This is a genomic window from Rothia endophytica (assembly GCF_928381505.1).
In the GTDB taxonomy this organism is placed as follows: Bacteria; Actinomycetota; Actinomycetes; order Actinomycetales; family Micrococcaceae; genus Rothia; species Rothia endophytica_A.
Genome location: NZ_CAKMSJ010000003.1, coordinates 69,249 through 94,492 on the forward strand (window position 1 = coordinate 69,249; position 25,244 = coordinate 94,492).

Genomic DNA, 25,244 nt, shown 5'->3' on the forward strand with positions numbered 1-25,244 from the left:
ATGCGTAAAGGACTAGCAGATCGGCTCTCGCAGCCCGGTGTCCGCTTTAGGGCGCTACCGCTGGGCTCTAAAATCTCCCTTGCCTTCATTCTCATCATCGCCCTGGTCGCGGTGTTCGCTCCCTGGCTGGCACCACACGACCCCCTGGCATCCACCGGCGCCCCCATTGGCGCTCCTAACTCCGACTATCTTTTCGGTACCGACCGCCAGGGCCGCGACATCCTCTCGCGCCTCATGTACGGCGCCCGTGCCTCCCTTCAGGTTGGTCTGGGTGCGGTAGCTCTGGCACTGATTATGGGTGGTATCCTCGGTGCTCTGGCAGCGACCAGCTCCAAGTTTGTCTCAGAAGTCATTATGCGGCTCATGGACATCCTTATGGCCTTCCCCGGTATCGCTCTTGCAGCTGTACTGCTGGCATCCCTAGGCAACTCGGTCGGCACCATTATCTTCACCATCGCAATTGTCTACACCCCTCAGCTGGCACGCGTAGTTCGCGCGCAGGTACTGGCGGCCTGGGACGAAGACTATGTGCGCGCTGAGCGTGTGATGGGTGCACCGCGCTTCTACATCTTGCTCAAGCACGTCGTACGCAACACCATCGCTCCCGTACTAGTCTTTGCCACCGTCATGGTTGCAGATGCCATTATCCTTGAGGCTTCCCTGTCCTTCCTCTCAGCCGGTGTGCGCCCACCCGAACCTTCCTGGGGTAACGTCATCGCAGACGGCCGCGCACTCGTACTTGCCGGTGGCTGGTGGGCAACTACCTTTGCCGGTGTCATCATCCTGCTCACCGTGCTGGCGCTCAACGTGCTCTCTGAGGGAATGACCGACGCTATGGTCAATCCTAAGCTACGCCGCAAGCTCAAGCTTGATGATGCCTCCACCATGGCTCCTACCACCTCCGGCGCGGTGACGGCCGCTCCCTCAGCAGCCGACGATAAGACCATCGATGGTGGCGAGGTACTCTCTGATGACCTACGTAAAATTTCACCCCATGAAGTTGAACCCCCCGCATCCGTGGTAGCAGCAAAGGATCGTGCAGCAGCCGCATCCCTAGCAGCCGTGCTGACTGATCTCAAGGATGCAGAAGCAGGGCGCGGTGACCGGCTGATCGCCAACCCCAACGCCCGAGTAATCCTCGAGGTCAAGGACCTTTCCATCTTCTTCCCAGAACGCTTCGGGGACACCCCCGTGGTGGACCGTGTGTCCTTTACCGTCACCGAGGGGCAGACCATGGGGCTGGTGGGCGAATCCGGCTCGGGTAAGTCCATTACGTCTCTGGCTATCATCGGCTTACTGGATAAGAAAGCAAAGATTACCGGCTCGGTGAAGTTTGAAGGACAGGAGCTGGTAGGCGCCTCCGAATCTGTCTACCAGAAACTGCGTGGCTCGATGATTTCCATGGTCTATCAGGACGCGCTCAGCTCCCTGAACCCCTCCATGTTGATCAAGGATCAAATGAAGCAACTAATCCGACGCGGTGGCCGTAAGAGTGCCGAAGAACTGCTTGAACTGGTCAAGCTGGACCCTGTCCGCACCCTGGCATCCTACCCCCACGAGCTTTCCGGCGGCCAACGTCAGCGCGTACTCATTGCTATGGCGCTCTCCCGCTCGCCCAAGCTAGTGATTGCCGATGAGCCAACCACCGCACTCGACGTCACCGTTCAGGCAGAGGTCATCAACCTGCTCAACGAACTGCGCGAGCAACTGGGCTTCGCCATGGTCTTTGTGTCCCATGACCTTGCCCTGGTTGCCCAGGTCGCACACCGCATCTCGGTGATGTACGCGGGGCAGATCGTTGAATCTGGCGCTACCAGCCAGCTGCTCTCTAACCCCATGCACGAATACACCCGCGGTCTGCTCGGTTCAGTACTCTCCATCGAGTCCGGTTCAGAGCGTCTCTACCAGATTCCCGGAACCGTACCCTCCCCCGGCGACTTCGCCCCCGGCGACCGCTTTGCACCCCGCTCCCAACGCGAGGGCGCAGACCCCAACCAGCAATTGGTCTTCACCCCCGTCCCGGGAGAGGCTGACCACTACTGGGCATCCCACCTCGAAACCGCTAAGGAGAAGGCATGACCACCGACAGGGCAGGATCCGTCCGAGCAGCAGACGGGTCAGTGAGAGAACAAGAAAACCTGCTCAACACCACCGGGCGTGCCGCAGTAAGACGAGTAGGCGATCCCATTGTTGAGCTCAAGGGCGTACAGGTCTACCACCGGGCCCGCACCGGCGGTATCTTCAAACCCAATATCGTGAAAGCGGTAGATGGGGTTGACCTGCAGGTTCGCCGTGGTGAAACCATCGGTCTCGTCGGTGAATCAGGGTGCGGAAAATCTACTCTTGCCTCCGTGATTGTGGGTCTACAAAAGCCCACCGGCGGCGATGTGCTCTTTAAGGGTAAGAGTGCTCTCAAACGCAACGCCGCCCTGCGCAAGGATTTTGGCTCGGACGTATCCATCATCTTCCAGGACCCTGCAACTGCTCTCAACCCGCGCATGACCGTGCAGGACATCCTCAAAGACCCCTTGGACGTTCACGGCATCGGTAACAAATCCGGCCGCGACCGCCGCGTGCGCGATCTACTAGGACTGGTAGGTCTGCCCGTCTCTGCTGCGGATGCTCTACCCTCGCAGATTTCGGGCGGTCAGCGCCAACGTGTAGCTATCGCTCGCGCTCTAGCGCTGGAACCCAAGATTATCGTGGCCGACGAGCCCACCAGCGCACTGGACGTCTCGGTCCGCGCCCAGGTGCTTAATCTGCTCTCCGACCTCAAGGAAGAGCTCTACCTGGGCATGGTCTTCATCTCCCACGATATTCAAACCGTACGCTATGTCTCAGACCGTATCTGCGTGATGAACAAGGGAAAAATCGTTGAAGAAGGCACCGCAGCGCAAGTCTTCGATACCCCCAGCCAGGACTACACCCGCACCCTGCTCGGGGCTGCTCCCACTCTGCTCCACGTCTAAACCAAACTTCAAAGGAGAAAAACACCATGGCACAACCAACTTTTAGCGGCGTTATCCCGCCGCTACTGACCCCCCGCACCGCTGATGGTTCGGTAGACCACGAGTCTCTCAAGAAACTGATTGAACATCTCATCGAAGGTGGAGTAGACGGTATCTTCACGCTGGGCTCATCCTCCGAAGTTCTATACCTCACCAACACCGAACGCGAAGAAGTGCTGACAACCTGCGTGGAGACTATCGCCGGACGCACCCAGCTCATTGTTGGTATCAATGACATGACTACCGAGCGTGTCATTGATGAGGCGCGACGCCTGTTGGCCATCGGAGGTGACGCCATTGTGGTCACCAGCCAGTTCTACGCTATCGACAACGTCTTTGAAGAAGAACGCCACTTCCGTGCGATTGCTGCGGCAGTCGATGTTCCGGTTTTTGCCTACGACGTCCCGGTACGCACTAAGCAGAAACTACCCGTACCGCTACTCGCAAAGCTGGCACGAGAAGGTGTGATTGCCGGCGTCAAGGACTCATCCGGTGATGACATCTCCTTCCGCCAACTCATCCTTGCTACCGAAGATATCGAAGGTTTCTCGGTCTTCACAGGGCACGAAGTCGTCTGCGACGGTGCCATGCTCTCCGGCGCCGCCGGTCTGGTACCGGGCCTTGCCAACGTCGATCCCGCAAGCTACAAACGCCTCTACGAGGCAGCACGCACAGGTAACTGGAAGGCCGCAAAAAAAGAACAAGACCGCCTGGCGCGTCTCTTCAACATCGTGTTTGTAGAGACCCCCAGTGTCTCAGGCGGCGCAGCCGGTCTAGGCGCATTCAAGACTGCCCTGCAGGTCATGGGCATTCTGGCATCAAATCGTATGTCAGAACCAATGGAATCCCTGGGCAGCACTGAGATTGAGCGTGTGCGCGGTATCGTCGCAGAAGCTGGTCTCATCTAAAAAGGTGCCCATAGCACCACTAAGTGCCGGGCGGCATGACATCACCGCCCGGCACCGCATACCGCCCCGTTCACCCAGGTTTGACTAGGACAGCCATGACCACTTCCGTAGCACTCGCCGTTGATCTCGGCGGCACTAAAACCGCCCTTGGCATCATCGACCCCAGCGGCGTCGTCCTGCACCGCACCAAAATTCCCACCCTGGCGCAGATAGGCGGAACCAAGCTTGCTCAGCACACAGCCGACGAAGTCGCAAAACTTGCAGACTACGCCCGCGAACAGGGCTGGGAGCCCGTTGGTGTTGGTGTCGGCTCTGCCGGGGTTATTGGTATGGACGGCGCGGTCATCACCGCTGCCAACGTCATTACAGACTGGAGCGGGGTGCCCCTTGCCGCCATAGTGGCAGAAGGTACCGGTCTGCCCACCTACGCCATTAACGATGTGCACGGACACGCTCTGGGCGAGGCCTGGCAGGGAGCTTCTCAAAACGTTTCCACTAGCCTGATGGTTGCCTTCGGCACCGGCGTCGGTGGGTCCTTCATTGTGGACGGCTCACCCCTTCGCGGGGCTCACTCACTCGCTGGGCACGTCGGGCATTTCTCATCCCCTTGGGCTGTTGGAATCGATTGCCCCTGTGGCGGCATCGGTCACGTAGAAGCGGTAGCAGCAGGCCCCGGTATCGTACGCACTTATTTTCGGATAGGTGGAGTTAGTAACTGCAATACCCTTATCGATCTTAAGAAACTTGCCGAATCTGGGGACGTTAACGCGCGTGAAGCAATTGCCATTGGTGCACGTGCTGCCGGCATTGCCCTAGGCGACCTGGCAACTATTCTTGACCCCCATCTGCTGGTAGTTTCCGGTGGCGTAACGAACCTAGGTGATGCTTGGTGGCACCAACTCCGGGAAGCATACGCCCAGGCAACACTGGGGCAAGCAAAAGAAACCCCTATCACCATTGCGACCCTAGGGTCTGATGCGCCCCTGCTGGGTGCCGCCCGCCTCATCCCCGATTTCACGAGTTAAAACCCACCGAAAGGCACCCCGTGTTCACCAAAGATCAACTCATTAACCAGCTTGCCGGTCAGCTCATCGTCTCCTGCCAGGCTTACCCTGGTGAGCCCATGCGAGACCCGCGTACTACAAGCCAGGTTGCCGCTTCCGCCGTCATCGGAGGTGCAGCAGCTGTTCGCGTGCAGGGGCTAGCCGATGTTCAATTCACGCGCACAGCGGTGGAGGTGCCGGTTATCGGCCTGTGGAAGGATGGGCACGAGGGTGTCTTTATCACCCCCACCCTGCACCACGCCCTCGCGGTTGCTCAGGCAGGTGCACACGTGGTTGCCATCGATGCCACTCTGCGGGAGCGTCCGGACGGACTGACCTTTAGGCAGGTGGTCGAAGGCCTCCATGAGCAAAGCGGGGCACTGGTTATGGCAGATTGCGACTCTCTAGAATCTGCCTTTGCTGCTGCAGAGGCAGGGGCAGATTTTATCGGAACTACCTTAGCGGGCTACACCGCTGCCCGCCCCAAGACCGAGGGCCCTGACCTTGAACTGTTGACGGCAATTAGGGCAGAAGTTAGCGGGGTTCCACTCATTGCTGAGGGACGTATTCACACCCCAGCGCAGGCGAGACAGGCACTGGACGCCGGCGCCCACGCGGTGGTGGTCGGCACGGCGATTACCCATCCGGCGTCCATCACCGGCTGGTTCAAGGAGGCACTCTCCTACGATGCCTAGGCTATAAGTAAGGTTCTTTGGTGCCGGAGCTGGTACCACAGAGAGGCAAAACTGGGGTACCTTTGAATATTAGCTTCGAGATTTGCTCTAAATAAATTTCGAGCAAAATTGTACAAAATATCCTTGCAAAAGATATAAGAAAAGGAACCCAGATAGGGCTCCTTTTCTTATATCTTATCTATTTTAGGGGCGTTGGAAATCGGGGATATTTTCTTGAGCAAAATTATAGTAATCTTTCAGCTTTAGTTCACTGGCAGCAGCTTCATCCAGCACTACGGTCACATTAGGGTGCAATTGCAAGACGGAGCCAGGGCACATGGTGCTGATGGGCCCCTCTGCCATACTGGCAACAGCTGCTGCCTTGTTAGGGCCATCGGCAACAAGCACAATTTTGCGGGCTTCCATGATGGTTCCGATCCCTTGAGTCAGGCAGTGCACTGGCACCCGAGACGTATCGCCATCAAAGAAACGGGCGTTATCAGCAACGGTCTTAGGAGCAAGAGTTTTAATGCGGGTGCGGGATGCCAGCGAGGATCCGGGCTCATTAAAGCCTATATGCCCGTTGGCACCTATACCGAGTATCTGCACGTCAACACCACATGCCGCCTTAATTTTCTGCTCATAATTGGCACACTCGGAGGGAATATCTGATGCCATGCCATCCAGCACATGAACGTTCTGGGGAGCCAATCCCACCTTCTTCACCACCTCAGCCTCAATAACCGAGCGGTAAGACTCAGGGTGTGCGGGGTCAAGCCCCACATACTCATCAAGAGCAAATGCTTTAACCGCACTTACATCCAGCCCCTCGGCTACTCGCTTCTGCAGATGCTGGTAGGTACTCTCGGGAGAGGATCCGGTGGCAACGCCCCACACAGCAGAACGGCCAGCTGCAGCACACTCTTCGGTTATCGCAGCAATAAGTGCTGCCGCATATTCACCGGCACGATCCCTGTCTTTAAAAATAATAATTTCCATACCTATATTTTATGTAAATAATCGATAATTTTCACTGTTTTTGGCTCTGTTACAGATAATGATATGTACTGGGTTTCGGTCACACCCACCACCCAAAAAAACTAACACATCAAACAACAGCAACTAAAGCATCATCCACCACCTCCTGAGGAGCCCTAAACCCAAGACCCTGATGCAACCGCTGCCGATTCCACCAACACACCCAACCCGCCGTGGCAGCCTCCAACTGAGCAACAGATTCAAAGAACCGGCCACGTACAAGCTCAGTCTTATACGCACCGTTAACCGACTCAGCCAGGGCATTATCGTATGAATCTCCAGTAGATCCTACGGACAACCGAACACCCAGCTGGACCAGCTCACCAGTGTAATCCTCAGCCACATACTGCCAGCCCCGGTCTGAGTGATGCACCACCTGCGTCACATCAGACCCTGAACGCCTGGCTTCAAACAAAGCCTGCTTGAGAGCCATCAGCGGCATGCCCTGAGTATGCATAGTCGAGGAAACGCCCCAGCCCACAATTTTCCGGCTGAACACATCAGTGATGAACGCGGTGTAGCAAAACCCGCCAGCAGTACGCACATAGGTGAAATCTGCGACCCACAGACGGTTCGGCGCATCAGCGGTAAAACGGCGATTGACCAGATCAGGGCGGTGATCCAAGACAGTGGCAGGCCTAGTAGTCACAGGCTTACGACCCCGATGCACACCCTGGAGACCAGCTACACGCATCAATCGGTAGGTCTGGTCCCGTCCGACTGCCCAGCCTGCTCGTCTCATCGCTTGCCACATTTTGCGCACGCCGTAGACTCCGTAGTTCTCCTGGTGGATTTTGATCAGTTCAGGAATGAGGAGCTGGTCGGATAGTAATCTGGCTGAAGCGACACGGCCAATTGCGCGGTAATAGCCGCTGGCCGTAATGAAGCCACCATCAAGATGCTCGGATAGGACTCGGCATATGGGCTCGACCCCGAAACAATCCTTATACATATCAATGTAGCGGATCATCATCGGGCTGGGCGGTCGAGTTCTGCTGCGAAAAAAGCTGAGGCGGTTTTCAAAATCTCGTTGGCCCTACGCAGTTCCGCGTTTTCTCGTTTCAGGCGTCTGATTTCGGCCGCCGCGTCACTAGTAGTACTGATTTCTTTGCCGGTGTCCAGTGCAGCAGTGTTGCACCAGCGGGCCAGGGTGTTGTGGGAAATTCCTAGCCGAGGGGCGATGTCTTTGATTGCCGCGGTTATGGATGGAGCGTCAGCGTGGTTGAGTCGGTCGCCTACGAGTCGTACTGCTCGTTCTTTGAATTCTTGGGGGTATTTGGTGGGCATGGTCTTTATTATTCCTTCCGGTGGGGTGTGGGTGGAAGGTGTGGACTGAACCCAGTACATATCAGTTATAGTGATGATTGTTCCAGTTCCTTTTAGTAGGGCTTACCCAAACTATTTGGCAACCCTCGTATGATAGTCGGAGTTGAAGCCAGCACATATCAAACACCGACCTCTCGAAAACCTTCCCTCAATACCGATTCAAAAGGAGGACCCGTGCAGAGTCGCCTCACCCTTTTTCACTCACTGACACCCCTGACCCTGGGGCATGCACCGGGTGCCACTGCATGGATACTGACAGACGGTCAGACCCTGCTAGAACAGGGCACCGGCAACGGCTGGCAACAAGCGATTTCACGGCACCGACTAGAATCTTCCCAGGTTCTGGACGGTAGTGCTCTCTATCTCAGTGAGGGTTTTACCGATATCCACTGTCACGGTGGCGGTGGGGTAGCTTTTGAAAACGCTCCGGAACTGGACGCGGCGCTGGAGATACACGCCGCTAGCGGTACCAGTGGGACGATCGCTTCCCTGGTCGCCAATCCGGTGAACGAACTTGAGCGCACAATGAACAAGCTTGCCAGGTCAATAGATGCGGATCTCTCAGCGTCGGGGGCACGCCTACGGGGTATCCATGCTGAAGGCCCCTACCTCTCGCCCCTTCACCGGGGGGCGCACAACCCTGATTTTCTAATAAGACCTACCCCGGATCAAGTGGAAGCACTTTATGAAGCTTCACAAGGGCACCTACGCCAGATTACCCTTGCACCTGAGCTGGACACCGGGTTTGCAACTCTGCAACGTTGCCTTGAACTGGGCATCCGGGTAGCGGTAGGGCACACCGACGCCGACTACGATACCGCAAAAGCAGCTTTTGACGAGGGCGCTTCACTGTTAACCCACACTTATAACGCCATGCGGCCGCTCCATCACCGTTCTCCCGGCCCCGTAGCCGCAGCCGTGGACTCTCCCCACGTCACCTTGGAGGTTATAGCCGACGGCGTGCATGTACATGCTCCTCTAGTGCGGGCTGCTTTTGCTATGGCCTCCGGCCGTATCGCTCTAGTTACCGATGCGATGGCAGCCACCGGTTGCGCAGACGGTCACTACATGCTGGGCTCACTTGATGTCGAAGTTCTTGATTCGGTAGCAAAAATTAGCGGTACGGACACCATCGCCGGTAGCACCCTTACCCTGGGTGCAGCAGTGCAGAAAGCTGTTGCTTTTGGAATCCCGCTGGCGGATGCTGTGCAGGCAGCTACCGTCACTCCGCGTATTGCCCTGGGTCTCTGTGCTCGTGAAAGCGGTCTAAATCTGCTGGATTCTGCTGGTCAGCTGGTCCGCACTTTCCGTTAGAAGATATAGAGGCTTATTCGTAAGGTTTAACAAAGCATGCTTACAGCGAAGCTGCTGGCTCGGGGCTGGCGTGAATCGCCTTGTGAGCGAAGCGAACCAGGCGAGAGGGTCGGCGGCGAGCGTGAGCATACAAGACCCTTATGAATAAGCCTCATAGACCCCGGCTCAACTCATATGGGTTAAGCAAGGGCTTGCTCGTAGGTGAGCAGGCTTTACTTACCGTGCTTTTCTTCTAGGCACTCGCGCACCTTGCGGCGCAGGGTCTTCCCCAGCATGGAGCGGGGCAGCTCCTTGACTTCGTAGTAGTTGCGGGGCACCTTGTAACGGGTGAGGCGGGCGCGGCAGTGCTCTTTGAGCTCTTCGGGGTCAATAGCGTATCCCTCAGCAGGAATGATGGCCGCGGTTACGGTTTCTCCGCCAGAGGCATCGGGCAGGCCCACTACAGCGCAGTCAGCTACCGAGTCATGCTGCTTGAGCACGTTCTCAACCTCGGTCGGTGAAACGTTGAAGCCGCCGGTAATAATGACTTCTTTGATGCGATCAACGATCTGGATGAAATGATCCTCATCGAGTTTCACGATATCGCCGGTGCGGAGCCAGCCGCCCTGAACCAGGGTTTTGAGGGTGTCTTCTTCACGCTTCCAGTAGCCCTTGAAGACCTGCGGGCCCCGTACCCAGAGTTCACCTTCTTCGCCGTTGGCAACGTCCTCTAGCGTTTCAGGGTCCACAACCCGAATGTCAGTGGAGGGGAAGGGTACACCGATGGTGCCCGCGCGGCGGGTCTCGTTGAGTGGGTTGCAGGAGACCAGCGGGGCACATTCGGTCAGGCCGTAGCCTTCCACCAGCATGCCACCGGTGGCTTCTTCCCATTCAGCAACCAGGTCGTAGGGCAGGTGCATAGCACCTGAGACCGAAGTGCGGATGCCGCGCAGGGAGACACCGCGCTGCTTGGCTTCGTCCAGAATACGGCGGTAGACCGGTGGCACTGCGGGCAAGATGGTGGGCGGTGTCTTCTTCATGGCTCTGAAAATGAGGTCCATGTCGACGGTGGGAAAGAGCACCACGCGAGCGTGGCAGACAGCAGCGACAGTCTGCCCCAGGGTCATACCGTAGGCGTGGAAGAGCGGGAGCACTGAGTAGATGACGTCCCCACCCTGCGGCTGGATGTAGGCTTCCCCCATGCGCCCATTCGATTCCAGATTACGGTGGGTGAGCATAACACCCTTGGGTAGGCCTGTGGTGCCTGAGGTGTATTGCAGCAGCGCCAGGTCGTGTGCGGTGGGGCGGTGATGGTCTGCGGCGATAGGCTCGTTCTTGAGCAGCTGACGCCAGGGGGTGGCGCCCTTGGCCGCCCCTTCCAGCTTCTCGCGGGATGCCTTGAGCTTGCCCACTGGCAATTTCAGTGCGGTGCGCATCAGACGCGGCATCTCTTCGATCATGTTGACCGCAAAAATGTGCTTGGGGCGGATGTCACTCGGCAGCGAAGTGACGTTATCTGCGATCTTGTCCCAAACGATGGCCGCCTTAGCACCGTGATCTTCAAACATGTGGCGCAGTTCAGCAGCGGTGTAGAGGGGGTTATGCTCTACCACCACGGCGCCCAGGCGCATGATGGCGTAAAAAGCGACCATGTGTTGCGGGCAGTTAGGCAGGACGACGGCCACCCGGTCACCGTGCTGAACGCCGGCTTTGCGCAGTCCCTCAGCTACGCGCAAAATCTGGTCACCCAGCTCACCGTAGGTGGTGGTGGCACCGAAAAATTCCAGTGCGATTTTCTGGGGATGCTCACGGACTGCATCTGCCATCAGGTGGCTCAGTGATGTCTCTGGTAAATCTACATTGGCGGGGGTACCAGGGCTGTAGTTCTTTTGCCAGGGGCGATGGGCGAGCGGAAAATCGTTGCTCTGGGGTGAATTTTCGACTGTTTGCATACACACGATTGTGCCACAGGGCCTTTATTACTGACATACTGGGGGTATGGCTCGTAGACGAAATCAAGATATCACTCCCGATGAATTTAGGGAGCTGATGCGCGAAATTAACAAGCGCATGATTATTGCCGGTCTCATCGTGATTACGACTGGTCTGCTCATTATCGGCGCGCTTGCTCTTTGGGGAGGCCCTCATGGCTAACTGGCAGCAAAAACGCGAAGGCAAAAGCGTCTTTGAACAGATGACGGCAGGTTATGCCTACCGGCCCGATGATGAATGCAATGACCTTCATATGAAGGTGACTCAGTTGACCCAGGTCTACGCCCAGCAGTACTACGCCTCAGATCCCGCGATGACTGAAACTCTCAAGAGCATGGTTGGTTCCCTGGGCAAGGGCGCGATGATCCGCCCCACCGTTTCCTTTGATTACGGGATTAATACCCATATTGGCGCTGGTTGCTTCTTCAATTTTGGCTGTGTCTTTTTAGACGTAGCCCCCATTACTTTTGGTGATGGTGTGCTTGTTGGGCCCAACGTTCAATTCTTGACGCCCACCCACCCCCTTAACCCGGTGGATCGCGCAGCGCTCTGGGAAGGTGGTTTACCCATCACCGTGGGCCGCAACGTCTGGATCGGTGGGGGCGCAATCATCCTCCCTGGAGTCACCATCGGCGAGAACGCTGTTATTGGCGCTGGAGCCGTGGTGTCTAAAGATATCCCGGCCAACGCCGTAGCGGTGGGTAGCCCCGCTAAGGTGGTGCGGTACGTGGCTGACGATGAACGCCCTACCGACCCCAACCATCAATATAGTCCGCAGGCTCTGGGCCTCGCTTAGTCCTTCATGTATCCTCAACCTATCTATCAGAAGGAGCCTCGAGTATGTCCCAAGATTCTAGCCGCCCCTCCCCTAACAATTCCGGCGACTGGGAGGCAGTATTCAACGACGCAGACCCCACCCGAATACTCCCACCCTACTCATCAGAGCCCGGCGCTAAAGCAGGTAGCCCGCAAGCTGCCGATTCATCGGTCTCAGCGGTGCGTTATCAGCCCGACCCTACCCCTTCTGCTGCGGAGCACTCTGTACCTGCTGCTCCTGCCGAGCTGCGGAGTTCTGGGGCCGATCAGAGGGCAGCCTACAGCACGGCCGAGGTGCCAGCCCGTCGCAAAAGCAAGCTGAGCCCCTACCGAAGGGTTCAGTTCATCCCCGCTTTCCTGGGTGCTCTTGCTGCCCACGGCATGCTAAACCTGCTCTTTCAGTTGGCAGCTCCCCTTCTGGTGGCGGCTGGGCTGAAAAGCTATGACACCCCCACCCTTGTAGCTCTCGACCTTTTCAACGCCGATGCGAGAGCGGCAGCCCTTCCCTGGGCCATCTTCCTCGGGATCTGCTACGTATTTGCTTTCCTTGCAGCAGGCTATGCAGCTGCACGTATGAGTGGGGTAGCTCCGGCAAAACAAGCCCTAGGGGTACTCATGATGACCTTGCTGGGCGTGCTACTGGGCTCAGCCATCGCTTGGCTGGCATCCCTGGCGAGCATTGAGGTGCAACCGTCTTTTGCGGGCCATCTTTTCATGGAACAAAACTTTGCTCCCGGCTTGCTCACCCTTCTCAGCGTGCTGGTCATCGCTTACCTTTCAGCCTTGCTGGGATCTTTCATAGGCGTTTCTTACCATCGCAAGCTAGAGAATAGCTGGAGCGAATAAGTCATAAACGGTGCCGTAGGCGACATCAACCCTTCACACTATAGTTCCAAACGGGTCGCCGCTATTTTTTGCCTGTAAAATATTTCAAGGGTAAAGAATAGGAGATGGCCCCAGTGACACAAATACGGGGCGAGGGTAGGGGTCAGGCTGTCAGAGGCACACCACAAACGAAGTAGGTAAGTATGAGCGTTGTACGTGTAGGAATTGTTGATGACCACGAGGTTGTCCGTGAGGGCATGCGAGCGGTCGCATCCGGAGCCAGCGAAATTGAACTAGTAGCTGCAGCTCCCACCGCCGCTGACCTCCTGGTAGCCCTAGGCAGGAACCTTCATGACCCGTCGTCGGCTGATTTGGGTAAGCTCAAAAGGGACTGCGATGTCGTGCTCCTTGACCTTTCTCTACAGGACCGTTCACGTCCCAGCGAGAACGTAGACATCCTTCAGCGCGCTGGCATCAAGGTTCTCATTTTTAGCATTGGTGAGAACCCCAGTTTGATTCGTGAAGCGCTGAAAGCAGGTGCTCTGGGGCTGGTTCGAAAGTCTGAGCCCTTGGATCATGCACTGGCTGAAGCAAAGAATATTGCCGACGGTAAAGCCGTGGTCACCAAAGAACTAGCAGCAGCTATCGATGGTGATCCAGAGTTCTCCCGTGCCAGCCTCTCCCCCCGCGAGCAGGAAACTCTGCGTCTCTACGCTTCCGGTTTTGCCCAGGTACAGGTAGCCCGCCGCATGGGCATTAAGCAGTCTGCGGTGAAAACCAACATTGACCGCATCCGCGAAAAGTACGCCCGTGTAGGACGACCCGCCCCCACCAAGATTGATTTGCGCATCCGCGCTATCGAAGATGGTTTGGTTGATTCTATGGAAGATACTCAGAGCGCCCAGCGGTATATTTAAGGCACCGCCCTCTCCCGCCCTCCCTACAGCAAGGAAACGCCCTGTCTACCTCTACCGGTGGTGCTTCTCGGGATCTAACCCGCGCTCTTCAGCCATCCCGAGTCGAGCGCATACGTTCCTTCTCTCTCAAGCCCCTGTCACTAACCTCTGGTCAGCAAAGGCTCATGGGGCCTAGTTCTTTCGGGCTCTACTGTTCCCTAGAGATTATTTATGCTCTGATTGCTACCGCCCTGGTGTTCCAATCCTTAGCGGATATCTCAGGGGCGTACGGGCGAGACTCTTACTGGTACCTCTTTCTAATCCCTGTCACCTTAGCTCATGGTGCCCTCCTAATTTTCAACGGAGTGCGCAAAGAAATTAGCGCTAAAGCGGTCAGTTTTATGCTGATCATTGCATACGGCGCCTATATAACCTGGCCCTTTAGCGAAGGAGCCCAAACCTCAGCTATCCCCTGGTCCTGGCTTTTTGGGATCTACGCCATGCTTGTTCCGGCCTTTGAAGAAACCTCACGAGGCAGTTATCTTCACAGCTTCGCCATTCCCTCGCTCCTCATTGCTAGTTCCTTCGCAACCCACTGGCTCACCGGCGCTCCCCTAGATTACGCAGACTTAGCCAGCCGCGTAGCCTTTCTAGGGTTCTTTTGTGCACTGCTCGCCGGGTTTGCTCGCTTTGCTCTCAACGCTGTGAGGGAATCAGACAAAACCTACTACGAAACTCTCTCAGCCCAGCTTCTGCTCAACCGATCAAGGGATTACGCCAAAGACCTACAGGATTTCGACAAACTGGTTCACGATAACGTCATGGCTGCCCTGCTCGATGCCAGCCGTAACTTAGGTGAACTGCCTCAACGCACCCGCCTTCTAGCCCGCCGCGCAATCGCTGTGCTTGAAGAAGAAACTCTTAAGCTCCCGCCTCAGCAGCCCATCACCTTCCAGCAACTCACCGAGCAAATAGCGGAAGGAGTGGAGCCGTGGAACCAGCGCCTAAGGTTCGTGCCAGATGTCATTGAGAAGCACCCCCAGGCGTCCCCTGATTCAACCATGCCCTACGCTACCGCCCGAGCCTTCACCCATGCAGTGACCGAGGCAGTGTCTAATTCAGCCCGCCACTCAGGAACTCGCACCACCGTTATCAGTATTCGCACCGAGATGAGGCGCCCTTTTAGATCCACCCGATCCGATGAAGTGCGCCCCTATATTCTCTGCACCATTACAGATAAGGGTCAGGGTTTTTCGATGAGTGACCTAGATTTTCACCGGTTGGGCGTGAGGGTATCAATGCTACGCAGCATGGAAGAAGCCGGTGGCAAGGTCACTATCAATTCATCGCCAGATAAGGGAACTACGGTTGTGGTGCAGTGGCCGAACGAGGAATCTAATGCTGGCTAAGTACTACCACTCCAGCGTGCTGCTGAGCGTTTTTGCTGCGGGTAGCTTACTGCTAATCACTGCCTTCGCTATCTGGTATAACTTTTACACGGTCGTCACAGCCCCGCACTGGGGAGCCATCCTGGGGGCCTACATCCTGGCAATCTGCCCTATTTTTCTTCCCACCCACCGGTTAGAGCTTCCTGTGTATCTCCCCCCACTCATCGTGGTGCTGGGGCTTTCCAGCGTGGAGATGACTCTGACCGCTATCAGTCACTCCCTGACTTTCTTGAATCTTTCCTGGCCGCTGATGGCCTACACGGCACTAGCTCTGGGGCTCATTTTGCGGCGCCACGGTTTCTATGGGTGGCTTTTCTTCATCGGTTTTAATATCCTGGTATTGAGCTGGCATACCCGCTACTTCGATTCCCGCATCGTGCTGGCTACCGAGTTTATTATTCCCGTCTTGCTGATGCTCATCGCCATAATTGTCCCTCGGCAAATTGAGCAGGCGCACTCTAAGACCAGGCAGGCACGTGGTATGCGAATTATCGCTGATGCTGACCGAGCTGAAGAAACCGGAATGGGAGCGGTAGCCTCCCAGCGTGTTCAAGAGGTTCGAGCGCTCACCGAAGACATGCTCTACCGCATCGCCTATAACCAAAGCCCGGTAACACACGACGAGATGGACAGCTTTAGGTTCGCTGAAGCTCAGCTACGCGATACGATCCGCGGGCGATATATCGTCAATCGGCAGATTCTGGATGCAGCCTGGCTTGCACGCCAACGCGGAGTTAAAGTCGATATCTTGGACGAGCGCGGCTCCAGCCTTCCTGGCAGAGTGGCCTCTGCACTCACCCACTGCGCCGTGGACCTGTTTGATAATGCTTCAAGCGGGACTATTACCATCCGTGCCTTCCCCAGTGATGACCCCTGCGCCGTCATGCTTGTGCACGATGGTAACTCTGAGGACGATGAACCAAGCGCTATCGAGATTTCTCAAACAGGGGCCATTGAACGCTTCTAGACACACCTTTTTGGTTTCCGCATAAATAAAATTACATCACTTTGCCCCTCAGAAAACCTCTACAAGCAACACACCTGTTTTTGTAAAAACCTTGATTTTCCGCGGTTTTTTGGCTCATCTGAGCTAATCAAGGGATCTCTTGTCAGCACCTATGAGGACAAACAGAGATTCACTAAGTGGGATATGATGAAATCGGTTTACGGGTGGTGCTGAGTCGGGGGACTCAAAGCACCGGCGACGTTGGGGGACTGACCCGGAGCATTATCCATCCGTGGACCCAACCAGGTATCTTGTGAAGATTGCTTGTAGGTTTGATCCTACGACCTGCATTTCTAGGGAGATGATGCGGGATACTTAACAGTCTTCACACCTTGGCACGGTACCGGCTTTCTGCTCTCGAGCAGGGTTTTACAGGTTTTTTCCTGTAATGCTCCACTTGAGCTAGCAAACGGTACCTAAAGACCCAGTCTGCTTTGCGCAGACTGGGTCTTTTTTTGTGCCGGTTTATACCCCGGCGGTAAATTTCATTCCTACATATCTAGAAGCAGGGCCGGTTCTTCAAGGATAGAAGCAACGTCTGCCAGGAAACGTGCAGAGAGATCGCCGTCCAGAATACGGTGGTCGAAGGATCCGCCCAGGGTGGTGACCCAGCGTGGAATAACCTCGCCGCTGACAACCCAGGGCTTCTCTTTGATAGTACCGAAAGCGATAATGGCAGCTTCGCCCGGGTTAATAATCGGTGTTCCAGTGTCAATGCCCAGGGAGCCAATATTGGTAATGGTCATCGTGCCATTAGACATCTCTGCCGGCTGGGTTTTGCCCTCACGGGCACGTGCCGTGAGATCGTTGAGTGCTATAGCCAGTTCTCGCAGGTTGAGCTCATGTGCATTCTTGATATTGGGCACCATCAGACCGCGAGGGGTAGCTGCGGCAATGCCCAAGTTCATGAAGTGCTTGATCTGAATCTCGGTGTCAGTCCAGGTTGCGTTGACCTGGGGATTACGGGCAGCAGCCCAGATGACGGCCTTGGCCAGAATGAGTAGCGGAGTTACCTTGATACCTTCAAACTGAGGTGACTTCTTAAGCCTCTTGACGAACTCCATCGTGCGGGAGGCATCAACATCAACGAAGATAGAAACGTGCGGAGCGCTAAAGGAAGACTGCACCATGGCAGCAGCCGTTGCCTTACGCACACCCTTGACAGGTATACGTTCGATTCGATCGTCGCTCACCTCTGTTGCCTGCCAGAAACTACTGGGGCTTGCCCCGGGAGTTTTGGACTGGGGCAGAGTCATATGTGCAGCGTAGTTGAGCAGGTCTTTCTTGGTGACCTGCCCCTGCTCGCCCGTGGGTGTGACATCCTGCAAATTGATACCCATGTCCTGCGCTGCCTTACGCACTGGTGGTTTAGCCAAAGCACGGGAAGCAGCAGGTTTAGTGTGAAGCTGGAAGGATGCTGCGGGAGCAGAAGAGGATGCTGGATCGGGGCGTTTGCGGGCGCGACGCTTAACCGGGTCTGCCTTGGGACCTGAACCTACCAGTGCCGCCTGCTGGGCACCAGCGTCCTTAGTGTTAAGAGAAGTAGGTTCAGCAGCTTTAGGGTCAGCGCCCTGTTCAGGGGAAGCATCACCTGCGGAGATAGCAATAATGGGGCTCTCTACCTCTACGGTCTGCCCTTCTTCTGCCATGAGCTCCTCTACCCTACCGGCGTAGGGTGAGGGCAGTTCAACCACTGACTTTGCGGTCTCAATTTCAACAAGGACATCATTGACAGCTACTGTATCGCCTACTGCAACCTTCCAGCTGAGAATTTCTGCTTCGGTGAGGCCTTCGCCTACATCGGGGAGGTTAAAAATCTGGGACATGGTTTAACCTTTCGTTTCTAGTAGGCAAAGGAACGATCAACGGCATCGAGCATACGGTCGATACCGGGCACGTATTCTTCTTCAACGCGCGAGACCGGGTAGGGCATATGGAAACCACCCACCCGTAGCACGGGTGCTTCAAGGTGGAAGAAGCAGCGCTCTGAGATGGTGGATGCGATATCGGCACCAATACCACCAAAGACCGGAGCTTCGTGAGTGACTACCAAGCGCCCGGTCTTTTCAACCGAGGCAATAATGGTGGGGAAATCCAGGGGTGAGAGCGAACGCAGGTCAATGACCTCGATGCTGCGGCCGTCCTCTTCAGCCGCCTTAGCTGCGGCTAGCGCAACAGGGACCAGGGGTCCATAGGCAACTAGAGTAAGGTCGGCTCCTTCGCGCACCACCTGGGCTTTGAAGGGGTCAAAGCCGGTATCGGTGAAGTCTACTTCTCCCTTGGACCAGTAGCGGCGCTTGGGTTCAAAGTAGATGACCGGGTCTGGGTGGGCAATGGACTTGCGCAGCATCCAGTAGGCATCGTGCGGGTTAGAGGGGGTCACCACGCGCAGCCCCGGAGTGTGGGTGAAGAGGGCTTCGGGTGACTCGGAGTGGTGCTCGATAGAGCCAATCATGCCGCCGTAGGGAATGCGCACGGTGACCGGGACGGTGTAGTGGCCCAGAGTGCGACCGTGCATTTTGGCCAGCTGACTGGTGATTTGGTTGAAGCCGGGGAAGACAAAGCCGTCAAACTGAATTTCTGCCACGGGGCGGTAGCCGCGCAGGGCCATACCAATTGAGGTGCCGATGATACCGGCTTCGCCCAGGGGGGTGTCCAGCACGCGGTTTTCGCCGAAGGTTGCCTGGAGCCCCTCGGTGACACGGTAGACCCCGCCCAACTTGCCGATGTCTTCACCCAGGATGAGCACCTTGCGGTTGGCGGTCATTTCATCGTGCATAGCACGGGTAATGGACTTGGCGAGGGTAAGGGTTTCTTGAGTCTGTTCAGTCATGGTCTTATTCCTCTTCAAAACCTGCAGTGTAGGCACGGTAGAAGGCGCGGTCGTCCTCTACCTGCTGGTGGGGTTCAGCGTAAACCCGGTCAAGGTAGGTCTCAAAGTCTTCGGGTTTGCTGTTCAGCACGTAGTCGCGCACAGTTTGCCCACCCTGCTTGGTCTCTGCGGCGACCTCTTCAAAGAAGCTTTCTTCGACCCCGCGTGACCGCAGGTAGGCTTCGAGCCTGGGCAGAGGGTCAAGGGGAGTGTAGGTTGCCTCATGGTCTTGCGGGCGGTACTTGGTGGGGTCATCTGCGGTGGTGTGGGGGCCTAAGCGATAGGTTTGAGCCTCAATCATAACTGGCCCCTCCCCTGCGCGTAGCTTATCCATGGCGTAACGGGTAGCTGCGTAGACCGAGAGGACGTCGTTGCCATCCACACGCAGACCTTCAAACCCGTAGCCGGCCGCACGGGTAGAGAGGGGTACCCGGGACTGGGTTTCAAAGGGAACCGAGATAGCCCAGCCGTTGTTCTGCACAAAGAAGAGAACCGGGGCGTTATAGCTGGCGGCAAAGACCATAGACTCATGCACATCGCCCTCGGTGGATGAACCGTCACCGAAGTAGACCACCACAGCCGGCTTCGCGGCATCCTGGTTGGGGTCTGTAGCCTGGCCCTGGCCGGTCTGCTTTTCACCCGTTTCTGCCTCAATCTGGGCGTCCATGTTCAGGCCCATGGCATAACCGGTAGCGTGTAGCACCTGAGCGGCCAGCACCAGAGTGTAGGGGTGCACGTTGTGCTTCTTTGGATCCCAGCCCAGCGTCGCGCTTCCGCGGAAGAGCGGAGTAATTTCGGCAGGTTCGATGCCGCGTTCCAGCAGAGCGCCGTGATCGCGGTAGGAGGGGAAGATGTGGTCGTTAGGTGCTAAAGCCCGGGCGGACGCCACCTGAGCGGCCTCCTGCCCACGGGAGGGCACCCAGAGAGCCAGCTGGCCCTGGCGCTGCAGCGCCGTCATTTCGTCGTCGAACCGGCGGGTGAGCACCATGGTCCGGTACATCTCTTTGAGGTCGGTGTCAGTCAGCTCATCAGCATAGGAGCTGAACGTGGGGTGGGCTCTGACGGTGCCGGTCTCATCCATGAGTTGTACGAGGTCAGGTGTACCCCAGGGGGTGGCAGGGGTGTTTGCTTCTGGCATGGGATCTCCGCGTGATAACCGGGGTGGTGTACCTATTAAGACTACGCCCGCGCCACCGTCATTCTGCCCAGTTTTTGCAATTTTCAGTGAAAATATGCAAATAATGGGCAAAGTCTCAGCTGGCGCTGGCCCGAGGTAAAAGGGGTTAGGGTGCGCTGGTGCGGTGCTCAAACTGCTCCGCGAGCGCTAGAAAACGGTCATTAGCTTCATCTTCGCCAATAGAGACACGCACGCCCTCACCAGCAAAAGCTCGCACCGATAGGGCGTTGCGTTCAGCTAGCTCAGCGAAGGCAGCCGAGTGTTCGCCCAGGGGTAGCCAGACGAAGTTAGCGCGGGTCTCGGGCACCCAGTAGCCCAGGCTAGTTAGCTGAGTAACCACCTTTTCGCGCTGCTCGACCAGGTGGGCTACCCGCTGCATGACGGCGTCGTTGTGATCGATGGAAGCAACGGCAGCCTGCTCAGCAATAGAGGTCACCGCAAAAGGAGTGGCAGCCACACGCAGGTACTGGGTAACTACAGGGTGGGAGATGGAATAGCCAACCCGCAACCCTGCAAGCCCCTGCGCCTTAGAGAAGGTACGCAGGATGATGACGTTTTCATAGTCAGGGAAAACGTCGAGCCCGTTGACCGGCGGCTCCTGCCCCTCGGGGATATCGCTGGCTGCGCAGAACTCGAAGTAAGCCTCATCAATAACGACCAGCACGTCGCTGGGCACCTTGGCCAGGAAATCTCGCACCTGACTCTCGGTTACTGCCGGGCCCGTGGGGTTGTTGGGGGTGCAGACCAGGATGACGCGGGTCTGGTCGGTAACCGCCGCCGCCATGGCATCCAGATCGTGGGCGCCGTTGGGCAGATTGGGTACCTGCACGCTCTTGGCACCTGCCAAACCAACACAGATGGGGTAAGCCTCAAATGAGCGCCAGGCGTAAATGACCTCATCCTGAACGCCGTCCGCGTGGCTCCCAGCGAAGGTTGCCAGAATCTGGTTGAGGGCACCCAGGCTGCCAGCGCCGGTCACGATGTCATCAGCACTCACACCCAGGTGCTCCCCCAGGCGGGTGCGCAGGGCAGTAGAGAGCGGATCTGGGTAACGGTGCACGGTGTTAAATTCAGCAAGCACCCGGGCAACCGGCTCCACCGGCCCAAAAGGATTCTCATTAGACGAAAGCTTAAACTGGGTCAGCCCTTCCACCGGTGCCGGGGGTTTACCCGCTGCGTACTTGGGAAGCTGAGAGAAGACCGGGCGAGGGTTGAGCCCGGAACGCTTTGAAGTAGTCATACCCACCATTGTAGTGCTCCTCACTTTTGCCGCTAGGTGGTGGACGCCGTTAGCTTGGTAACCAGTGCAGGGTCAGCAGGTGGTGAACCCGCTTGCCCTCTGGTAAAGTTTTCTTTCGTTCGCGCTGACTTTCAGCAGCAACAGGCCTCCATAGCTCAGGGGTAGAGCATTTCCCTCGTAAAGAAAAGGTCGTCGGTTCAAATCCGACTGGGGGCTCCGAAAGACAAGACCCGTTCCGCAACAGCGGAACGGGTCTTGTTGTATACAGGAAGGTTCTAGGCGGCTTATCGGTGACACAGCGGGCACCTTCTTCCGCCAACATCCCTTAAACGCCAGCCCCGAGCCAGTTGGCGGAAGAAGGCGCCCACCCGCGTCAGGGCGGCAGATGCCTCTGCCGCCTTAGCAAGGAAGTTAACCCACTTAGTCTTCGTCCAGGTGAACCCCGGAGCCGTAGCCAATCAGGTAGGCCCAGACCCAAGCGGTCATCACCGCTAGAAAAATGGGCACCAGGAACATGGTGTCTGAGGCAAAGAGCCAGCGGTAGAAGAACCACAGGGCCGTTGAGGGGATGAGCAGGAAGACAAAGAGAGCTATAAAGCCGCGGGAAAAGCCACCCGAGGGCGTCCTCCTGCTATCGAATCCGAAATAATCTTTCACCGGTGCCTCTTTCAGCGTCTCACCAACAATTTAGCTACGCCACAGGCCGTAGGTTTTGGCCAGGGAGGATACCTTGCGGGCACGTGCCAGGCGAGGCAGGTAGGAGCCGTCCTTAGGCACGGAGTCCCCCTCGCTCTTTTGCAGCAGTTCCCGTGCCCAAGCGATTTCATCGGAGCTGGGCGCCAGACCCAGATTGATGGTTTCGGTCTGGGCTGGGTCAAGGGTCAGCTTACCGGTCATGCCGTGGCTGGTGGTTACCGCACAATCCCTGATGAGGTCTGACCCGTACTTACCGACCGAGGGGCCATCAATGGGGCCAGCAAGGCCACCCACGCGGGATGCCAGCACCATCTGGGAGCGGGCAAAAGCCAGAGCGATGGGGTCATCTGAGACACCGGTGTCACGGCGGTAGTCACCCTGCCCGAAAGCCAGGCGAAAGGTGCCAGGTGCCTTGGCGATGCGCACAACGTTCACCATACCCAGGGCGGTTTCAATGAGAGCAATAACGGGGGTGCCGGCAGGGAGCATCATGGCGGTGCGGGTCACGTGGTCGGGGTGCTCTGTCATAGCCAGCATGACGCCCTTGAGACCGGCAGCGTTGTTCAGGGCTTCAAGGTCCTTAGCCCAGTGCTCACTCTCAATACCGTTGATACGAACCCAGGCGCTAGCTCCCCCATTGAGCACGGCGACTACGCGCTCGCGCGCCGCGTCCTTTTGATCGGCCGGGCAGCCATCTTCAAGGTCGATCAGCACCGAGTCAGCCTCAGATTCAAGGGCTTGAGCGATCGCCTCTTCGGTTGCTGCTGCGCTGACCAAAAGCCAGGAGCGGGAGAGGCGGGCGGGGAGGGAGGCGGCACGTTCGTTGCGGTGAAAGTTAATCACAAAAAGTCCTTGTTATGGTTTCTTTGACTGCAACTCATTCTACCTTGCTCACCCTGCCGGGAGGCTGGCACGTAAGCTATCTCTAGGCGTCTGTAAGGCACCCATCGGTCATGTGCACCGTGCGGTCCGCGTGAGCCAATTGGTCCCCGTCGTGGGTAATGAGCAAGGTGGCGGTGTTGAATTCGCGGGTGATCTGTGCCAGCAGTTCCACGATAGAGGCGGAGCGCTCGGCGTCCAGGGCGCTGGTGGGTTCATCGGCAAGGAGCAGGGCGGGGGTATTCATGAGGGCACGGGCAATATTGACGCGCTGACGCTGACCGCCTGAGAGCTGATGCATCTTGCGGCCCTTCTCAGCGCCGAGCCCCACCAGGTCAAGAAGTTCGGTTGCTCGCTGGCGGGCTACTTTGAGGTCAGTGCCGCGAGCGCCGCTAATGCGCGCCACCAGCTCGAGCTGTTCAGCGGCGGTGAGGGAGGCCAGTAGGTTGGGCTGCTGGAAGATGAACCCGACGGTGGTGCGGCGAAGCTCGGCCAGTTGGCGGTCACTGTAATTTTCGGTGCGGTTGCCTTGGATAATGCGGGCGCCGCTGGTGGGGGTAATCAGCCCGGCTGCTACCGAGAGTAGGGAGGATTTACCGGAGCCGGATGCCCCGGTCACGGCGGTTAGGGTGCCGCGGTGGGCGGTCAGGCTTACGCTGTCGAGTGCGCGCATGACGGTGGGGTTGCCGTCGGCGTCTACTCCATCTGGGTATTCCAGAACGATGTCGCGCAGTTCTAGCACGCTGTCGTTGGGAGTAACGGCTTGGGTAGGTGCGGTGAGGGTTGCAGTCATGGTGGTTAGCCTTTCGCGAAGAGGGGTGATCGAGTAAGAGCGTGGGGTTAGTTGCCGCCCAGGGCAATCATGGGGTCTACCTTGGCTACCTTGCGCAGGGCGAAGAGAGAGCCTGCCATACCCAGTACCCAGATACCTGCTGCGGGTGCAAGAACGGTAAGCGCGGTGAGCTGGAAGGGTACGGCGTTCGCTGCCAGGGCACCTAGGCCCAACCCGGTCAGAGCTCCGATTGCCACACCTACTGCCAGGATAAAGGCAGTCTGTGCCAGGGCATCCTTGGTGAGGAAGCCTTGGGAGGCTCCCAGGGCGCGCATGACGGCGATGTCGCGGGTGCGCTGGATCGTCCAGACGGTCAGGAAGGAGATGATCACCAGAGCTGAGATGCCGTAGAGGAAGCCCTGCATGGTGACCAGGGAGCCTCGTTCTGAGCTGTAGGCGGGCAAAGCGTTGAAGGACTCGCGGGGCGTGAGCGCCTGTGTGCCGGTTTCTGCGGCGAGAGCTTCAACGTCAGCGCTACCCTCTGCCAGCATCACGGTGCCCAGCACTGCTTCATCTCCCTCTAGGGTGCGCTGGTGGGTGAGGTTCTGCCAGGTGGCGGTGGTTGCCCAGCCGGTCAGGGTGTGGGAGTAGAAGGTGTCTTCAGCGATACCGGAGACCACCAGGTCGGTGCCGCTGAAAGTGACAGTATCGCCCACCTGTGCCCCGGCGTCCTGGGCGGTGGTGGCGGGGAGCAGGATTTCGCCGTCGGCAGGCAGTGAGCCTTCGAGCAGGGGCGAAACTTCGGTCACGGTTGCTGAGCCTTCAGGCAGCGAGAAGAGGGTCATGGAGACCGCGGTGTCAGCTTCAAGCCTTCCGGTGCTCACGCCAAGGGGCTCGGTTAAGGTCGTGCCCTCTGCGCTCTGCCAGGTGTTCAGTAACCCGGCGGTGATTTGTGAGTCGGTGAAAGACGCCTCGCCGCCCTCGTTGGAGGGCGCAAAGACCAGGGTGTCAGCGGGAAGTTTTTCAAGGGCATCAGTGTTTTGGTTGCCCAATCCCCCGGTGAGCCCGGTCAGCATGACCAGCAGCAGGGTAATGAGGGCTACGGTAGCCCCGATGAGGGTGAACCTGCCTTTAGCAAAGAGGATGTCTCGCCAGCCTACAAACATTGTTCTGCCTTTCGTGTCACGGTTTTCTAATCTATTACTATTCAACCGGGCAGGGGGTAGGTTGCACATCGGGGTAAGGGTTGAGCTTTTTATCAACCGTTTGGACGATGCGCGCGGCCGGAAAGCAGCTTGCACCCTGAGTAGACTGGTGCTGACTATTACGAGGCTT

Annotated in this window: 23 protein-coding genes and 1 tRNA gene; 13 read left to right on the top strand and 11 right to left on the bottom strand. The window is 57.3% G+C overall.

Features of this window, described 5'->3' with window-relative positions; all coding sequences use genetic code 11:
- The 5 genes from L6990_RS04210 (at position 1) to L6990_RS04230 (ending at position 5,654) form a co-directional block, all read left to right on the top strand.
- Positions 1 to 2,079, top strand: coding sequence for a dipeptide/oligopeptide/nickel ABC transporter permease/ATP-binding protein (locus L6990_RS04210; RefSeq protein ID WP_237202827.1), 2,079 nt, complete (start codon positions 1 to 3; stop codon positions 2,077 to 2,079).
- Complete coding sequence (locus L6990_RS04215) at positions 2,076 to 2,969, top strand: ATP-binding cassette domain-containing protein (RefSeq protein ID WP_237202828.1); 894 nt, start codon at positions 2,076 to 2,078, stop codon at positions 2,967 to 2,969. The genes L6990_RS04210 and L6990_RS04215 overlap by 4 nt, the downstream gene beginning before the upstream one ends.
- 26 nt (positions 2,970 to 2,995) lie before the next feature.
- Positions 2,996 to 3,916 (top strand): dihydrodipicolinate synthase family protein, encoded by a 921-nt coding sequence (locus L6990_RS04220; RefSeq protein ID WP_237202829.1) that lies wholly within the window; start codon positions 2,996 to 2,998, stop codon positions 3,914 to 3,916.
- Between the two features lie 95 nt (positions 3,917 to 4,011).
- Positions 4,012 to 4,941: an ROK family protein gene (locus L6990_RS04225; protein ID WP_237202830.1), complete on the top strand. Its 930-nt coding sequence runs from the start codon at positions 4,012 to 4,014 to the stop codon at positions 4,939 to 4,941.
- Positions 4,942 to 4,961: 20 nt separating this feature from the next.
- The gene (locus tag L6990_RS04230; protein ID WP_237202831.1) at positions 4,962 to 5,654 is read left to right on the top strand and encodes an N-acetylmannosamine-6-phosphate 2-epimerase; all 693 of its coding nucleotides are present in this window, start codon (positions 4,962 to 4,964) and stop codon (positions 5,652 to 5,654) included.
- 183 nt (positions 5,655 to 5,837) lie between these two features.
- Here the strand turns inward: L6990_RS04230 and nagB are convergent, their stop codons facing one another.
- A complete protein-coding gene (nagB, locus tag L6990_RS04235; protein ID WP_237202832.1) occupies positions 5,838 to 6,632 on the bottom strand; it encodes a glucosamine-6-phosphate deaminase in 795 nt (264 codons plus the stop codon).
- Between the two features lie 109 nt (positions 6,633 to 6,741).
- Positions 6,742 to 7,958, bottom strand: a protein-coding gene (locus tag L6990_RS04240; protein ID WP_237202833.1) for an IS3 family transposase whose coding sequence is annotated in 2 segments (ribosomal slippage) — positions 6,742 to 7,679 and positions 7,679 to 7,958 — 1,218 coding nt in all. Because the reading frame shifts where the segments join, the coding sequence is not laid out codon by codon here.
- Positions 7,959 to 8,171: 213 nt separating this feature from the next.
- Here L6990_RS04240 and nagA point away from each other — a divergent pair.
- Positions 8,172 to 9,311, top strand: coding sequence for an N-acetylglucosamine-6-phosphate deacetylase (nagA, locus tag L6990_RS04245; RefSeq protein ID WP_237202834.1), 1,140 nt, complete (start codon positions 8,172 to 8,174; stop codon positions 9,309 to 9,311).
- A 212-nt stretch (positions 9,312 to 9,523) separates the two neighbouring features.
- On the opposite strand, the gene L6990_RS04250 is transcribed toward nagA, so the two are convergent.
- Positions 9,524 to 11,242 carry a long-chain-fatty-acid--CoA ligase gene (locus L6990_RS04250; RefSeq protein ID WP_237202835.1) on the bottom strand — a complete coding sequence of 573 codons (1,719 nt, stop codon included), beginning with the start codon at positions 11,240 to 11,242 and terminating at the stop codon, positions 9,524 to 9,526.
- Positions 11,243 to 11,288: 46 nt separating this feature from the next.
- On the opposite strand from L6990_RS04250, the gene L6990_RS04255 reads away from it, so the two are divergent.
- The 6 genes from L6990_RS04255 to L6990_RS04280 all read left to right on the top strand — a co-directional run bounded on the left by L6990_RS04255 (position 11,289) and on the right by L6990_RS04280 (position 16,234).
- Positions 11,289 to 11,444, top strand: a complete 156-nt coding sequence (locus L6990_RS04255) for a hypothetical protein (protein WP_237202836.1) — start codon at positions 11,289 to 11,291, stop codon at positions 11,442 to 11,444.
- The gene (locus tag L6990_RS04260; RefSeq protein WP_237202837.1) at positions 11,437 to 12,078 is read left to right on the top strand and encodes a sugar O-acetyltransferase; all 642 of its coding nucleotides are present in this window, start codon (positions 11,437 to 11,439) and stop codon (positions 12,076 to 12,078) included. Before L6990_RS04255 ends, L6990_RS04260 begins: the two co-directional genes overlap by 8 nt.
- A gap of 44 nt (positions 12,079 to 12,122) precedes the next feature.
- Positions 12,123 to 12,944 carry a hypothetical protein gene (locus L6990_RS04265; RefSeq protein ID WP_237202838.1) on the top strand — a complete coding sequence of 274 codons (822 nt, stop codon included), beginning with the start codon at positions 12,123 to 12,125 and terminating at the stop codon, positions 12,942 to 12,944.
- A 182-nt stretch (positions 12,945 to 13,126) separates the two neighbouring features.
- A complete protein-coding gene (locus L6990_RS04270; RefSeq protein WP_237202839.1) occupies positions 13,127 to 13,840 on the top strand; it encodes a response regulator transcription factor in 714 nt (237 codons plus the stop codon).
- Positions 13,841 to 14,004: 164 nt separating this feature from the next.
- Positions 14,005 to 15,228, top strand: a complete 1,224-nt coding sequence (locus L6990_RS04275) for a sensor histidine kinase (RefSeq protein ID WP_237202840.1) — start codon at positions 14,005 to 14,007, stop codon at positions 15,226 to 15,228.
- Positions 15,218 to 16,234: a hypothetical protein gene (locus tag L6990_RS04280; RefSeq protein ID WP_237202841.1), complete on the top strand. Its 1,017-nt coding sequence runs from the start codon at positions 15,218 to 15,220 to the stop codon at positions 16,232 to 16,234. Before L6990_RS04275 ends, L6990_RS04280 begins: the two co-directional genes overlap by 11 nt.
- A 530-nt stretch (positions 16,235 to 16,764) precedes the next feature.
- On the opposite strand, the gene L6990_RS04285 is transcribed toward L6990_RS04280, so the two are convergent.
- The 4 genes from L6990_RS04285 to L6990_RS04300 all read right to left on the bottom strand — a co-directional run bounded on the left by L6990_RS04285 (position 16,765) and on the right by L6990_RS04300 (position 21,562).
- Positions 16,765 to 18,099: a dihydrolipoamide acetyltransferase family protein gene (locus L6990_RS04285; RefSeq protein WP_237202842.1), complete on the bottom strand. Its 1,335-nt coding sequence runs from the start codon at positions 18,097 to 18,099 to the stop codon at positions 16,765 to 16,767.
- Between the two features lie 17 nt (positions 18,100 to 18,116).
- The gene (locus L6990_RS04290) at positions 18,117 to 19,106 is read right to left on the bottom strand and encodes an alpha-ketoacid dehydrogenase subunit beta (protein ID WP_237202843.1); all 990 of its coding nucleotides are present in this window, start codon (positions 19,104 to 19,106) and stop codon (positions 18,117 to 18,119) included.
- A gap of 4 nt (positions 19,107 to 19,110) precedes the next feature.
- Positions 19,111 to 20,283 (bottom strand): thiamine pyrophosphate-dependent enzyme, encoded by a 1,173-nt coding sequence (locus tag L6990_RS04295; RefSeq protein ID WP_237202844.1) that lies wholly within the window; start codon positions 20,281 to 20,283, stop codon positions 19,111 to 19,113.
- A gap of 145 nt (positions 20,284 to 20,428) precedes the next feature.
- On the bottom strand, positions 20,429 to 21,562 hold the full coding sequence (locus L6990_RS04300; RefSeq protein WP_237202845.1) for a histidinol-phosphate transaminase: 1,134 nt from the start codon (positions 21,560 to 21,562) through the stop codon (positions 20,429 to 20,431).
- 144 nt (positions 21,563 to 21,706) lie between these two features.
- On the opposite strand from L6990_RS04300, the gene L6990_RS04305 reads away from it, so the two are divergent.
- Positions 21,707 to 21,778 (top strand) — tRNA-Thr (locus tag L6990_RS04305).
- A gap of 204 nt (positions 21,779 to 21,982) precedes the next feature.
- On the opposite strand, the gene L6990_RS04310 is transcribed toward L6990_RS04305, so the two are convergent.
- The 4 genes from L6990_RS04310 to L6990_RS04325 all read right to left on the bottom strand — a co-directional run bounded on the left by L6990_RS04310 (position 21,983) and on the right by L6990_RS04325 (position 25,075).
- Positions 21,983 to 22,219, bottom strand: a complete 237-nt coding sequence (locus tag L6990_RS04310; RefSeq protein ID WP_237202846.1) for a hypothetical protein — start codon at positions 22,217 to 22,219, stop codon at positions 21,983 to 21,985.
- 30 nt (positions 22,220 to 22,249) lie between these two features.
- On the bottom strand, positions 22,250 to 23,101 hold the full coding sequence (locus L6990_RS04315; protein ID WP_237202847.1) for an HpcH/HpaI aldolase/citrate lyase family protein: 852 nt from the start codon (positions 23,099 to 23,101) through the stop codon (positions 22,250 to 22,252).
- Positions 23,102 to 23,183: 82 nt separating this feature from the next.
- Positions 23,184 to 23,930, bottom strand: coding sequence for an ABC transporter ATP-binding protein (locus L6990_RS04320; RefSeq protein WP_237202848.1), 747 nt, complete (start codon positions 23,928 to 23,930; stop codon positions 23,184 to 23,186).
- 47 nt (positions 23,931 to 23,977) lie between these two features.
- A complete protein-coding gene (locus L6990_RS04325; protein WP_237202849.1) occupies positions 23,978 to 25,075 on the bottom strand; it encodes an ABC transporter permease in 1,098 nt (365 codons plus the stop codon).
- Positions 25,076 to 25,244: the final 169 nt, after the last annotated feature.